Source organism: Kitasatospora sp. Xyl93, assembly GCF_055383135.1.
Window position 1 is genome coordinate 8,414,263 of the sequence record NZ_AP029185.1, and the last position, 13,378, is coordinate 8,427,640.

General features: G+C 76.5%; 9 protein-coding genes. 4 read left to right on the forward strand and 5 right to left on the reverse strand.

Features of this window, described 5'->3' with window-relative positions; all coding sequences use genetic code 11:
* Nucleotides 1-16 precede the first annotated feature (16 nt).
* Entirely contained in the window at nucleotides 17-1,219 is a 1,203-nt protein-coding gene (locus ACZ5GH_RS36515; RefSeq protein ID WP_387754407.1) for an MFS transporter, read from the reverse strand.
* 266 nt (nucleotides 1,220-1,485) lie between these two features.
* Nucleotides 1,486-1,953, reverse strand: coding sequence for a MarR family winged helix-turn-helix transcriptional regulator (locus ACZ5GH_RS36520; protein ID WP_464336521.1), 468 nt, complete (start codon nucleotides 1,951-1,953; stop codon nucleotides 1,486-1,488).
* 333 nt (nucleotides 1,954-2,286) lie between these two features.
* Between ACZ5GH_RS36520 and ACZ5GH_RS36525 the strand changes: the two genes are divergently transcribed.
* The 4 genes from ACZ5GH_RS36525 (at nucleotide 2,287) to ACZ5GH_RS36540 (ending at nucleotide 6,956) form a co-directional block, all read left to right on the forward strand.
* Nucleotides 2,287-2,877 carry a lytic polysaccharide monooxygenase gene (locus ACZ5GH_RS36525; protein ID WP_387754412.1) on the forward strand — a complete coding sequence of 197 codons (591 nt, stop codon included), beginning with the start codon at nucleotides 2,287-2,289 and terminating at the stop codon, nucleotides 2,875-2,877.
* A 273-nt stretch (nucleotides 2,878-3,150) separates the two neighbouring features.
* Complete coding sequence (locus tag ACZ5GH_RS36530) at nucleotides 3,151-4,248, forward strand: baeRF3 domain-containing protein (RefSeq protein ID WP_387754415.1); 1,098 nt, start codon at nucleotides 3,151-3,153, stop codon at nucleotides 4,246-4,248.
* 268 nt (nucleotides 4,249-4,516) lie between these two features.
* Nucleotides 4,517-6,469 (forward strand): glycerophosphodiester phosphodiesterase family protein, encoded by a 1,953-nt coding sequence (locus ACZ5GH_RS36535; RefSeq protein WP_464336522.1) that lies wholly within the window; start codon nucleotides 4,517-4,519, stop codon nucleotides 6,467-6,469.
* A 316-nt stretch (nucleotides 6,470-6,785) separates the two neighbouring features.
* Nucleotides 6,786-6,956, forward strand: coding sequence for a hypothetical protein (locus ACZ5GH_RS36540; RefSeq protein ID WP_387754420.1), 171 nt, complete (start codon nucleotides 6,786-6,788; stop codon nucleotides 6,954-6,956).
* Nucleotides 6,957-7,057: 101 nt separating this feature from the next.
* Here the strand turns inward: ACZ5GH_RS36540 and ACZ5GH_RS36545 are convergent, their stop codons facing one another.
* The 3 genes from ACZ5GH_RS36545 to ACZ5GH_RS36555 form a co-directional block, all read right to left on the reverse strand.
* Complete coding sequence (locus ACZ5GH_RS36545) at nucleotides 7,058-9,949, reverse strand: ATP-binding protein (RefSeq protein WP_387754423.1); 2,892 nt, start codon at nucleotides 9,947-9,949, stop codon at nucleotides 7,058-7,060.
* Between the two features lie 170 nt (nucleotides 9,950-10,119).
* Entirely contained in the window at nucleotides 10,120-10,497 is a 378-nt protein-coding gene (locus ACZ5GH_RS36550) for a recombinase family protein (protein WP_464336523.1), read from the reverse strand.
* A gap of 256 nt (nucleotides 10,498-10,753) precedes the next feature.
* Complete coding sequence (locus ACZ5GH_RS36555; RefSeq protein ID WP_464336524.1) at nucleotides 10,754-13,162, reverse strand: helicase C-terminal domain-containing protein; 2,409 nt, start codon at nucleotides 13,160-13,162, stop codon at nucleotides 10,754-10,756.
* Nucleotides 13,163-13,378: the final 216 nt, after the last annotated feature.

Here is a 13,378-nt window from a genome sequence, read left to right on the forward strand (position 1 = left end):
CCGGTCAGGTCGATGGTCAGTGGTGCAGGGCGGCGGGGCGGGCAGCCGCGCCCGGGGCGACGGCCGCACGGGCGTGGTCGCGGCGCTCCAGGGCGGCGGACCAGAAGGCCAGCAGCAGGGCGGCCGCGGCGAGGGCGGCGCCGACCCAGTTCGGGGCGGTGTAGCCGAGCCCGGCGGCGATGACGGCCCCGCCGAGCCAGGCGGCCAGCGCGTTGCCGAGGTTGAAGGCGCCGATGTTGACGGCGGAGGCCAGGGTGGGGGCGCCGTGGGCCTGGTCCAGGACCCGCTTCTGCAGCGGGGGGACGGTGGCGAAGCCGAGGGCACCCACCAGCAGGACGGTGACGGCGGCCAGCACCTTGTTGTGCGCGGTGAGGGTGAACAGGGCCAGCACCACGGCGAGGCCGCCGAGGGTGGTGTAGAGCATCGGCATCAGCCTGCGGTCGGCGTAGCGCCCGCCCAGCAGGTTGCCGAGGAACATGCCGACGCCGAACAGCACCAGCAGCCAGGTGACGGAGCCCTCGGCGTAGCCGGCGACGTTGGTCATCATCGGGGCGATGTAGGTGATCGCGGCGAAGACCCCGCCGAAGCCGAGCACGGTCATCGCCATCGCGAGCAGCACCTGCGGGTTGCGGAAGGCGGTCAGCTCCCCGCGCAGGTGGGCGCCCTCGGCGCGGGGCATGGCGGGAACCAGGCGGGCGATGCCGAGCAGGCCGACCACACCGAGCGCGGCGACGCCGGCGAAGGTGGCGCGCCAGCCGACGGCCTGGCCGATGAAGGTGCCCAGCGGCACGCCGACGATGTTGGCGACGGTCAGCCCGGTGAACATGGTGGCGATGGCGCCGGCCTTCTTCTGCGGGGCGACGAGGTCGGCGGCGACCACGGAGCCGATGCCGAAGAAGGCGCCGTGGGCGAGCGAGGTCACGATGCGCCCGGCCAGCATCACGGGGAAGGAGGGGGCGGACGCGGAGAGCAGGTTCCCGGCCACGAACAGGCCCATCAGCAGCATGAGCATGGTCTTGCGGCTGATCCTGGTGCCGAGGACGGTCATCAGCGGGGCGCCGATGACGACGCCGAGGGCGTAGCCGGTGACCAGCAGGCCCGCGTCGGGGATGGAGACGCCGTAGTCGCCGGCGATCTGGGGCAGGAGACCCATGATCACGAACTCGGTGGTCCCGATCCCGAATGCGCCGATGGCCAGGGCGATGAGAGCGAGAGGCATGGGCCCGAACCCTTCTGTGATTGCTTGAGCTAGCGCCTTGCGTGCTTAAACAATAGTTGCAGACGCGCGATAAGTGCAAACGCGGATAGGATGCACGCGCTACGGGCTCGGGCGGGCCGCGGTGCTGCGGCCCCTGGTGTGGGTGTGTGGGTGTGCGGGTGTGCGGGGCGCGGGTGCGCGAACGCGAAAGGGCCCGGCCCGTCCGGACCGCGGGTGCGGTTCGGACGGGCCGGGCCCGGGGGAGCGGCGGCGCGGGGCCGGCCGGGTCAGCGGGCGGGGGAGGCGGCGTCCACGGCCTCCACCGCCTTGACCAGCGAGGCCAGCTCGGGGTTGCGGGCGGCCTCGGCCAGCGCCTCGCGCAGCGCCGCGTCGTTGGTCGGCCGGGCCTCCTCCAGGAGCCTGAGGCCGTCCTCGCTCACATTGGTGTAGATGCCGCGGCGGTCGGTCGGACACAGGTAGCGCGACAGCAGGCCGCGGTCCTCCAGCCGGGTGACCAGGCGGGTGGTGGCGCTCTGGCTGAGCACCACCGCGTCGGCCACCTGCTTCATCTGCAGGTGCCCGCCCACGCCGTCGTGCTGGCGGCTGAGCACGTCGAGCAGCGAGTACTCCCGCACGCTCAGGTCGTGCTTGGTCTGCAGGGCGCGCTCGATGTGGGACTCGATCCGGCCGTGCAGGACGGAGAGCGCCCCCCAACCGTTGGCGAGGGCGGTGAGCGCGGGGTCCGTGGCGGTCATGGGGCCTGGCCTCCTTCCAGTCGTGGCTGGATCCAGGATAAGCCATGAACAGAAATATCGGCTAGAGCTTATATAGCGCTCATGCAAGCAATCCCCCGGGCGGGCGCGGTGCGGGCCCGGGGGCGTCCGGTGCCGGGCGGTGCCCAGTATCCGCGGGGCTTTGGCGCAAATGGTTCAGACCATTGACGCGGGGGGAGACCAGATCCTACGGTGTCGGGCAACCGGTCTGGCGCGGGCATGCCACGTCTCGGGCAGGCCGCCGTGCGCACCCCCACGCGCACGCGCACGCCCCGCGCCGGGCGCACACTCCATCCACCCCCACGGAGGAGCACCATGCGCAAGCGCCACCTGATCGCCGCCGCCGCGGCCGCGATCGTCCTGCCGATCGCGGCGGCCCTGCCGGCCCAGTCGCACGGCTTCATCAACCTGCCGCCGAGCCGTTCCGCGCTCTGCGGCGCCAACGCCGTCCCGTGGGACTGCGGCGACATCCAGTGGGAGCCGCAGAGCGTCGAGGGCCCCAAGGGCTTCCCGAGCCGCGGCCCGGCGGACGGCACCATCTGCGCCGGCGGGGACGCCCGCTGGGCCCCGCTGGACAACCCCCGCAACGGCGCCTGGCCGACCACCAAGGTGACGGCGGGCCAGCAGCTCACCTTCACCTGGGAGATCGAGGCCCGGCACTCCACCACGAACTTCAAGTACTACCTGACCAAGCCCGGCTACAGCGCCGGCCAGCCGATCACCCGGGCCGCCCTGGACCTCACCCCGTTCCTGACCGTCCCCTACAACGGCCGCCAGCCCGCCGCCACCACCACCCACACCGCGACCCTGCCCACCGGCCGCACCGGCCACCAGGTGGTCGTCGCGGTCTGGGAGATCGCCGACACCGCCAACGCCTTCTACTCCTGCACCGACGTCCAGTTCTGACCGTCCCGACCGTCCCGACCGGACTGGCCGGACGACCGGACCGTCCGACCGCCGTGTCCCGCCGGCGCCGCCGCCCGACCCCGGGCGGCGGCGCCGGCGGGACACCCGTCCGAGACCCGCCCCCCGGGCCCGCCCCGCCCCCTGTCCCCGGGGCCGTGCGCGCGCGCCGCGGAAGCCGTGAATGGGTACATTGACGACATTTGGGCAGCAGTGCCCAGTGTCAGGCTCCGCGCGTCCACGCCAGAAGGCCGACCGCCTTCGGAAAGGGTCTCCATGCGCCCCGACCTCAGCCCCGCCGTCCTCGCCGAGCTGCGCCGGCCGCGGCCCTACCCGGCGGTGTCGATCCTGATGCCCACGCACCGCAGGGAGCCGGACAACACCCAGGACCCGGTCCGGCTGCGCAACCTGCTGGCCGAGGCGAAGGAGCGCGTCCAGGCCGACCCGAAGGTCTCCCGCGCCGACCGGATCGACGTGCTGGAGCAGCTCGACCGGGCACTGGCCGAGGTCGACCTGGTGCACGCCGAGGACGGCCTGGCGATCTTCGCCGCCCCCGGCGAGCACCAGGTCTGGTCACTCGGCCGCAGCACCCCCGCCCGGGTGGTCCTGTCCGACACCTACCTCACCCGCAACCTGGTCGCCGCGCACGCCGCCGAGCGCCCGTTCTGGGTGCTCGCCGTCGCCGCCGACAAGGTGGTGCTGTGGGGCGGCACCGAGGAGCGGGTCACCGAGGACAGGGCCCACGGCTTCCCGCTGGTACGCGTCTTCGACAACCCCGACCCCGAACGGCAGGAGCAGATCGGCGACACGCCCAGCACCTTCCGCGACGAGGGGACCAAGACCTTCCTGCGCCAGGCCGACACCGAGGTCGGCAAGCTGCTGGCCGCCGCCCCCCGCCCGCTGTACGTGGTCGGCGAGGCCGCCGCGCTCGCCCTGCTGGACGCCGTCGGCCCGATCGCCAAGGAGGCCGCCGCCCAGCTGCCGCACGGCGGCCTGGCCCAGGCCGACGCCGAGACCGTCCGCAAGGTGGTCGAGCCGGCCGTGCGCGCCCGCGCCGAGCGCGAGGTCGCCGAGCACCTCGCCCAGCTCGACAAGGCCCGCGGCGCCCAGCAGTTCGCGGCCGGCCTGGACGAGGTCTGGCAGAACGTCGGCCAGGGCCGGATCGCCCGCCTGGTGGTCGAGGAGGACTTCCGCGCCACCGTGCGCGACGACGGCGAGCACCTGGTGCCCGCCGAGGCCGACCAGGACGGGGCCCGGGACGACATCGTCGACGAGGTCGTCGAACGCACCCTGGACACCGGCGGCCTGGTCGGCTTCGTCCCCGACGGCACCCTCGCCGACTCCGGGCGGGTCGCCGCCGTCCTGCGCTACTGACCGCCCTCGGCCCGGCCCGCCCGCCGCCGGCCGTCCGCCCGGTGGGCGGGCGCGGGCCGCCCGGACCGCCCGTACGGAAGCGGCCGGTACGGAAACGGCGTACGGAAACGGCCGTACGGAAGCGGCCGTACGGAAACGGCCGGTACGGAAACGAACCGGCCGAACGGTGCACGGAATCCGCCGGTTTCGCGAAGCGCACGCGCAATGGTCACGAACGGTTTCCGGAGCCGTGGGGTCCGGTTCGGCAACCTCCCCTAGCCTGCCGCGCATGACACCGAGTCACCGCCCCCGCGCGGGCCGCCGCACCGGTCTGCTCGCCGCCGCCGTCGCCGCCTCGCTCGGCCTCACCGCCGTCGCCCTGGGCGCCCCCAGCGCCGTCTCCGCCGAATCCGCCCCCGGCGCGGCCGGCGCCCCCGCTGCGGCCGGTGCCCCGGCCCCCGGCGAGGTCGTCCTCGACGAGCACTTCTCCGCCCCCGCCCTGCCCGCCGGCTTCGCCGCCGTCGAGGGCGACTGGAAGGTGGAGGGCGGCCGCCTGGTCGGCACCTCCGCCGACTCCGGGCAGCAGAGCCGGATCACCTTCGGCCGCCACCTGGACGACTTCCGCATCGAGGCCACCGCCCGCTTCGAGACCGTCCGGGACGGCGCCCGCTGGACCGCCCTCGGCCTGGACGTCCCCGCCTCCGGCGCCACCCCCTGGTCGATCGCCACCATGCGCACCGGCACCACCGCCGCCAACGGCCTCGAATTCGCCCAGCGCACCCCCGCCGGCACCTGGAACGTCACGGACACCGCCGCGGCCCCCACCGCCGCCGGCACCGGCCGCGACGTGCGCGTCGCCGTCGAGGTCCACGGCACCACCGCCCGCTGGATCCTCGACGGCAAGGAGGTCCTGCGCACCACCCAGGTCGCCCGCAGCGCCGACGGCGGCCAGGCCCTGGTGGTCAACGGCGCCAAGGTCTCCTTCGACGACCTCAAGGTCACCGCGCTCGCCCCCGCCGGCCGACTGCGCCCGGCCGGCGCCCCGCTGACCGTCTTCGCCCACCGCGGCGCCTCCTCCGCCGCCCCCGAGAACACCCTGGTCTCCGACGAGATCGCCCGCCGCGGCGGCGCCCAGTGGATCGAGAACGACGTCCAGCCCAGCAAGGACGGCGTCCCCTACGTCCTGCACGACGACAGCGTCGACCGCACCACCGACGGCAAGGGCCGCGTCCGAGACCTGACCGCCGCCCAGCTCGACACCCTGGACGCCGGCTCCTGGTTCGGCCCCGCCTACGCCGGCGCCCGCGTCCCCACCCTGGCCGCCCAGCTGGAGGACCTGCGCACCCGCGGCGGCAACCTGCTGCTGGAGATCAAGGGCAGGCACAGCCGCGACGAGGTCGCCCGGATCGTCCAGGAGGTGCGCGACCACCGGATGACCGGCCGGGTCTTCGTCCAGAGCTTCGAGGTCGACGCCCTGAAGTACACCCGCGAGCTGGCCCCCGAACTGCCGCTCGGCCTGCTGCGCGGCGCCCTCGACGCCGACCCGGTGGCCGTCTCCAAGGAGCTCGGCCTGTCCGCCTACAACCCCTCCGACGGCGCCCTCGCCGCGCGCCCGGACGTGGTGAAGGACCTGCACGCGGCCAACGTCGCGGTCAACGTCTGGACGGTCGACTCGGCCACCCGCTGGAAGGCCCTGGAAGCCGCCGGCGTCGACGGCGTCATCACCAACCGCCCGGCGGAGCTCGCCGGTTGGAACAGCGCCTGGCTCCAGGGCGGCGCCCCCGTCCAGCCCGCCGCGCCCACCGTGGCGATCACCTCCCCGGCCGCCGGCGCCACCCTGGACCGCGCCCAGCGGCCGGTGACCGCCGTCCAGGCCACCGGCGCCGACACCGTCCGCCTCACCCTGGACGGCAAGGAACTGGCACCCGGCACCGCCCTGGACACCACCGCCCTCGCGCTCGGCGAGCACACCCTGCGCGCCGAGGCCACCGGCCCCGGCGGCCGCGCCGAGACCACCACCGGGTTCACCGTCGCCGCCACCCCCACCGGCCTGGCCGCCCTGGTGCTCACCTCCGGCGCCGACCGCAACGCCGTCGCCACCCTGACCGTGATGCTCGGCCAGGGCCAGTACCAGCCGCTCGCCCACTGGGCCGAGAACCAGGCCGGCCGCGGCGTCCCCGCCGACCGGGCCGCCCTGATCGCCGCCGACGCCCGCGCCCTGGACGCCGCCGCCCGCGGCTGACCCCGCGACTGACCCCGCGGCTGACCCCGCGGCTGACCCCGCGTCCGGGCCGTGGCCCCGCACCGCCCGTGGCCCCGTACCGCCCGCCGGTGGTGCGGGGCCACGGTGCGTCAGGCGTACGGGGCGGGTGGTGCGGGCCGTGGGTGCGTCAGGGGCGCGGGTACGGGCGGCGTGGGTGCAGACGGCGCGGGTGCGGGCGGTACCCAGGGTTCGGCGCGGGATTGGGTAGCGCCACGCATTGTTCCCGCCCCCGCCCGGCCGGTTTCCTGGAGCCCGCCCAAGCCGACGACCCTCACCCTCCCCGGAGGTCGCCCCCATGACCCGTCGCGAACGCCTGCGGCTCTACGCCGACGAGCACTTCACCGCCCCCGACCCCGGGCTGGTGCTGCCCGCCCGCCGCAGCAGCGGCCTGCGCCGGCCCGGCCTGGCCCGACTGGCCCGGCTCTCCCGGCTCGTCGAACGCGCCGGCCACCACCGGCACGCCTGACGGCCGGCCACCACCGGCCGGCCTGACGGCCGCCACCGGCACCGCCGGCCCCCCGGACCGGGTCCCGCCCCTTTGAGGGAGTGGGCGGGACCCCCCTCACCTCAGGAGGCGTCGTCCCCGGCGGCCGCCAGCGCCTCGCCCAGCCCCGCCCGGCCCACCCCGAGCTTGCGCAGCGCACTGGCCACATGGTGCTCGACCGTACGGGTCGACAGGAACAGCGCCCGCGCGATGTCCTGGTTCGCCGCCCCCCGCGCGGCCAGCGCCGCGACCTGCCGCTCACGCGGGGACAGCCGCTCACCGTAGCCGCGCCGCCCCGGTGAGGCCGCCCGGCCCAGACCCGACTCCCGCCGCAGCCGCTGGCAGCGCGCGGCGTCCGAGGCCGCTCCCAGCGCCAGGTAGGCCCGCTCGGCGGCGGCCAGCCGCTCCCCGGCCGCCGCCCGGTCGACCCCCGCCGACACCGTGCCGGCCCGCTCCTCGGCCCGCGCCCCCTCGTACGGGCGCCCGATCCGCTGCCAGAGCCCGCCCGAGCGGACGAACTGCGCGCACGCGCCCACCGGATCCCCGTCGGCCAGCAGCAGCCCGCGGGCGAAGGCCAGCGCCGCCGACGCGGCCGGCGCGTCCCGCCCCTCCAGGTTCGCCTCCGCCTGCTCGGCCAGCTCCGCCGCCCCCGCCCGGTCACCCGCCGCCAGCAGTACCTCGACCGCCACCGGCAGCAGCTCGGCGGCCCGCGGCCAGGCCCCGGCCCGGCGCAGCGCCGCCAGCGCCGGCGCGAGCGTGGCCGCCGCCCGCGCGACGTCCCCCTCCGCCAGCTGCAGCGCCGCCAGCCCCGCCGCCGCCCGCAGCGCCCCGGTCACCTGCGACTCCCGCTCCCCGTACGGGCCCGCCTCGGTGAAGTGGGCGCGCGCCACGGCGAGTTGGCCGCGCGCGGCCGCCAGCCGGCCCAGCAGCAGCGCCTGCTCGACCCCGGCCATCGCGAGGTCCGGGAACTCCGCGCCCAGCGCGGCCAGCCGCTCCTCCAGCCCCTCCCAGCGCCCGGCCAGCCCGTCCAGCCGCACCAGCGCGATCCGGCTGTAGCACTCCAGGTAGGGGATGGCCGCCTGCCGGGCCAGGCGCCGGCTCTCCTCCAGCAGCAGCGCGGCCCGCCGGTCGTGGCCCAGCTCGACGGCGATCTCACCCGCGTTGTACAGCGCGCGGGTGGTCTGCCGGACGATCTCCGGGCGCTCCGAACCGCGCGGCAGCGCCGCCAGCCGCGCCCACACCGCCGGGTCGCCCTCGCGCGCCTGGAAGGTCAGCCGGGTGGCCCGCACCGCGGCGGCCACCTCCTCGTCCGGGTGCTCGGCCAGCGTCCGCTCGGCCCGCTCCAGCCACTGCCGGGCGCGCTCGCCGGCGCCGTCGCGCTCGTTCATGGCCAGCGCCACCATCGCCCGGGCCGCCCGGCCCGGACGCTGCTCCAGCTCCTCCAGGGACTCCTCCATCCGGTCGAAACCGGCCCGGTCCCCGCCGTGCACGGCCATCAGGAAGCCCAGCGAGAGGCGGATCTCGCCGCGGTCGGGCACCGGCAGCCGCGGGTCCGCGATGATCGCGGTCAGTGCCGCCGCACTGGCCACCGAGTCCACCCCGTCGGCGGCGATCCGCGCCAGCGCGAGTGCGGCCCGCCCGCGCCGCCGCAGGTCCAGGTCGGGCTCGTCCAGCAGCCGGCGCAGCAGCGCGCCGGCGCTGCCGCTGTCCCCGAGCGCCACCGCCTGGTCGGCGGCGGCCTCGGCCACCTCCTGCCAGGCCGCCCGGTCGCCCAGCGCCAGGGTGTGGTGGGCGATCTGCACCAGCGGCCGCGGCTCGCGCGCGCCCAGCGCCGCCACCGCGCGCCGGTGCAGGGCGCCGCGCCGCGGCCCGGGCAGCCGCCGGTAGGCCACCTGCTGCGCCAGGACGTGCCGGAACCCGTAGCGGGCCAGCGGCCGCTCGTTGAGCACCGCCGCCCGCAGCGCCTCGGTGAGGCCGTCCGCGGCGGCCTGCGCCTCCAGCCCGGCCACGGCGGCGAGCAGGTCCTCCCCGGCCGGCACGCCGAGCACCGCGGCCGCGGAGGCGATCGCGGCGGCGTCCGGGGACAGCGCCGCGAGCCGCTCGGTGACCGCGTCGCGCAGGCCGCGCGGCACCTCGGACTGCTCCAGGTCGGCGGCCAGGTCCGCGGCGTTGGTCAGCGCCCCGGCGCCGCGCCGCTCGCACAGCGTGATCAGGTCCTCCTCGGCGACCAGCGGCAGGCCCTCGCTGCGGTCGAACAGCACCCGGGTGAGCGCCGCCGTCGCGCGCGGGCCGAGCGCGGCGCGGGCCAGCTGGTCGACCTCGGCCTCGGCGAGCGGGGACAGCCGCAGCAGCGCGCCGCCCACCCCGGCCGGACGCCGGTAGGCGGCGCCCAGCGCGGGGGTGTCGGGCGGCAGGTCCTCGGCCCGGTAGGTGAGCACCAGGGCCAGCCCGGGCGGCACGTCCCGGGCCAGCAGCAGGAGCAGCTCGCGGGTGGCGTCGTCCACCCAGTGCAGGTCCTCGACCACGAGCACCGTCTCGCCGAGCGCGCCGAGCAGCGCGCGCACCGCCTGGACCAGCAGCCGCAGCCCCGGCGGCCCCTCGCCGGCGGCCGCGGGCAGCGGCGGGAGCCGGTCGGCGAGGTCGGGCAGCAGCGGGCGCAGCGCCCCGGCGCTGGCCGCGATGCGCTCGGCGGGCGGCAGGAACGGGCCCACGCCGCGCAGCGCGTCCACCACCGGGCCGAAGGCCAGCGGCTCGCGCAGCGGGTGGCAGAAGCCGGTCAGCACCCGGCGGCCCGCGGCGGCCGCGCCGGCCGCGGCCTCGGCCACCAGACGGGACTTGCCGAGGCCGGCCTCGCCCTCGACCAGCACCACGGCGGGCGGGTGGAGCATCGCCTCGGTGAGACGGTCCAGTTCCGGCCGGCGCCCGACGAACGCGAAACCGGCGCCGGGCGGTCCCGGCTCGACCGGCCGACTCACGGCCGCCCGGCCGGTTCGGGTGCGCGGCGCTCGCCGAGGAGGGGTGCGAAGGCCATGGGCCCATCATGCCGTGACGGCCCGTGGCGGTACCCGCCGGGGCGCCGCCGCCGTACGGGGGCCGGGACGGGCGGGGCCCGGGCGTTCAGGCGGTGCGGACGGGGTCCCTGCGTTCAGGCGGTGCGGGCGGCGACCGGCGGCCGGTGCGGCAGGACGCCCCGGCCGGGCAGGTCGAGCACCGCGCAGCCCAGCGCCTCCAGCCGGCGCACGGTCGCCCGGGCGCCGCGGTCGTCGAGCGAGAAGACGAACGGTCCGGGCACCAGCACCACGTTCACCCAGCCCTGCCCGGCCCGCTCCACCAGCCGCTCCAGGGCGGGGCGCCGGTCGCCCGAGCGCACCCCGTCGTCCACGAAGGCGGCGGGCACCGGCAGGCCGCGGGACCGGGCCAGGCGCTCCAGCGCCGCGCGCTGGTACTCCAGCCCGGCCGGGTCGGCGGGGTAGCAGCGCAGGTACAGCGCGGGGCGGGCCGGGAGCGGGGGGTGGTCGAGCATGTCGTTCACCTGGCCTGTCGGGTGGGGGTGCGACGGGCCCGGGGGAGGGCCCGTCCACTCCAGCAGGCCGCGGTGAACAGCGCGGGATCAATAGGGGGCGCCACCCAATTCCCCTGAAGGCTGTCCACCGGGGTTCACACCGGTTCCGACCTGCCGCGGCGCCGAGCACAGAGCCGCGGGTGGACCGTGCGGTACGTCGGTGGAGGAGACCGCGGATGAGACCAGGATGCTGGATGCCCCCTCCTCGTCCGGCGGGCTACGCGGGCATCACCCCGTGGATGCGGGAGATGGTGAACACGCGCTCGTCGTCCCTCAGGTGGCACCAGGCGCGGAGGTAGGGGGCATCCAGTTCGATCCTGCTGAGGGTGCGGACCGTCGCGTTGCCCGAGGTCGCGACGTACTCGATCGTGATGGCCCGGCCGTCGTCGACGGCGTGGGCCAGCTGCCGGACATCGGTGAAGGGCAGATTGCGCGCGTGTCCGGCGATGATCTCCTCGGTGTCGCTGTCGTAGGGGCGGTTGTCCCACGGGTCGGGCTCCGGGATGTCCTGCGGGGCGTCCCGGAGCCGGGCGGCGAGGGAGGGCAGGTCGACGGCCGTCCGGGCGTCCGCGTGCTGGGCGCGGGATCTGCCGGCGGACGGGCGACGCGGGGCCGGGAGCGGGTTCGCCGCACGGGGGCGTCGGGCCCGCTCGATGCGGACGGACCCGTCGGGTTTCTCGGCGACGGGGGCGTAGCCCGCGGATCGCAGTGCCGCGAGCGTCCCGTCCAGTGGGGTTCGGCTGATCAGCACCGTCGGTGCCAGCAGCCGCAGGCCGAGCTGGGTGAGCTTGCGGTGCGCGGCCAGTTCGGCCAGGAGGGCGGGCTCCTCGCCGTGGATGACACAGGCCGCGGAGACGACGCGCATCCGACCGTGGCTGCGCGCGGTGTCGTGGATCAGGTACGAGAGCGGCTGGGGAAGCGGCTCGACGGCGACGGCGGCCAGGTCGGCCGTGAGGGCGTCGGGGGTGAGACCGGCGTCGAGGGCGCGGCGGACGCTTCCCGGGCCGAACCGCCACACGGACGCCGCACCGGCGCTCTCCCGGTCCGCGACGGAGTCCAGCAACGCGAGGAGGCGGGCCGACGGCGTGCCGGAGACCACGGCCGTGAGATCGCTGCCGAAACGGGCGGTCCCGCTGGCGGCGGGCAGCAGGCGCTGGCAGGCGTCGGTCAGGGCTTCGGCGTCGTCCGCGAGCAGGGCGGCCCCGATCGGGGACACGGCCCCGAGCGCGAGTGCGCCGAGCAGTTCCGCCTCCCGGATCAAGGTGGCGAACGGCGTGGCGTCCTGGGGGAGTTCGTCGGCGAGCGGGCGCAGCCACCCGAGGAGTACCCCCAGGTCCGCCGAGTCCGCCGCGCCTTCGCCGGCGGGGAGCTGCGTCGCGGCTGTGATCAGCCCGTGCCGGGCCCGCACGCAGCCTCCGCAGGGCGGTGCCCCGGCGAGCGCCGGCAGAGCCTTCCCGTCCTCGTCGCGGCTCCCGCCGGGGGTCAGCGGGAGCGTCCACCACGCCTGGAGCAGCAGGGCCAGTTGGGCGGCCGGTTCCTGCTCGGCCCAGGTGTCGTAGGACGCGGTGGCCGCGACCCGGTCGCCGTCCCGGGCCAGCAGTCCGGCGGCGCTCGCCGTCTCCAGCACGAGGCGTACCGGGGTCTCGTCGCACCGCGCCGCCTTGCCGATCCTGGCCAGCTCGCGGGCGCCGACCCCGCCGGTCTTGAGCCGGGCCGGCGGAGCCGCGGCGCACACCCCGAGGACGGACACGGCATGGGCAGCGAACGCCATGGAGGCGGCTGCGGCTTCCCGGTCGACGTCCGAGACGGTGGCGGGCACCGACCGTACGCCGGGCGGGACGGGTGTGAACGGGGCGTGCCAGTCGGAGCCGCGCAGTGCGAGTGCCACCTCCGCGGGCATGCGGGCCGGCCCGTACCGGTGCGGGTCCCGGATCAGCAGCCCCCGTTCCACCGCCCATGGTTCGCCGGGCTCGGGGGCGATGGAGCCCGGTCGCTCCGGAGCCTCGTGCGCCCGCCGTTCAAGGAGCTTTCGAGTGGCTGCGGGCGCCTTGGCCACCAGGGCGGCGACCCGAGCCGGATCGCTGTGGTGGTCGATCAGCGCCGTCCGCCGCAGCTCCTTCCTGTTGGCGGCGGGTTTGACGTCGATCCTCGCCAGCATGCGGCCCAGCTCGTCGGAGTTCGAGCCCGCGAGCAGCCGTGCGAGCGGCGCGTCGAGTCCCAGCGGCGCGTCCCACACGTTCCGCAGCGGCGCCGCCATGTGCAGCAGGCCGTCGCCGTCGGGCCACACCAGGGCGCGATCGGCCAGTGCTTCCAGGACGGCGGCCAATCCACGGGCGCGTTCACCGTGTGTCGCCTCCAGGAGGTCCGCCAGACCGTCCCGTGACATGCCCGGCAGCGCCGCGACGGCCTCCGCCACCTGTAGGCACGGCAGCGCGAGACGAGGCAGGACCAGGGCCACCGACGCCTGGCGCTGGAGGCGGTCCGCCAGTTCGCCGACCGACCTCGGTTCCGGAGGCGACACGACGTCCGGGCGCGCGGCCAGGACCCGCTCCAACCCGGCCGCGTCCAGACCGCGCAGCCACGCGGCCAGCGCCGTTCCGTTCTTCTTGCTGATGGGGCACCTCACCGCAGAGGAGGACGTCCATGCCCGGCCGGAGTCGGCCGGGAGCACAAGGATGACGTACCGACGGGGGCGGGTGCGACGAACGCCCGGGCCGTTCAGTGGCGGAGGCGGCAGGATGATGCGATCACCCACCGATCGTTCCCGGTCCACGACGACGGCCGGAGCCGGAGGGGACAGGGGAGTCGGACGTGCCCGGCACCGGACTGAGCCGCGGCTACA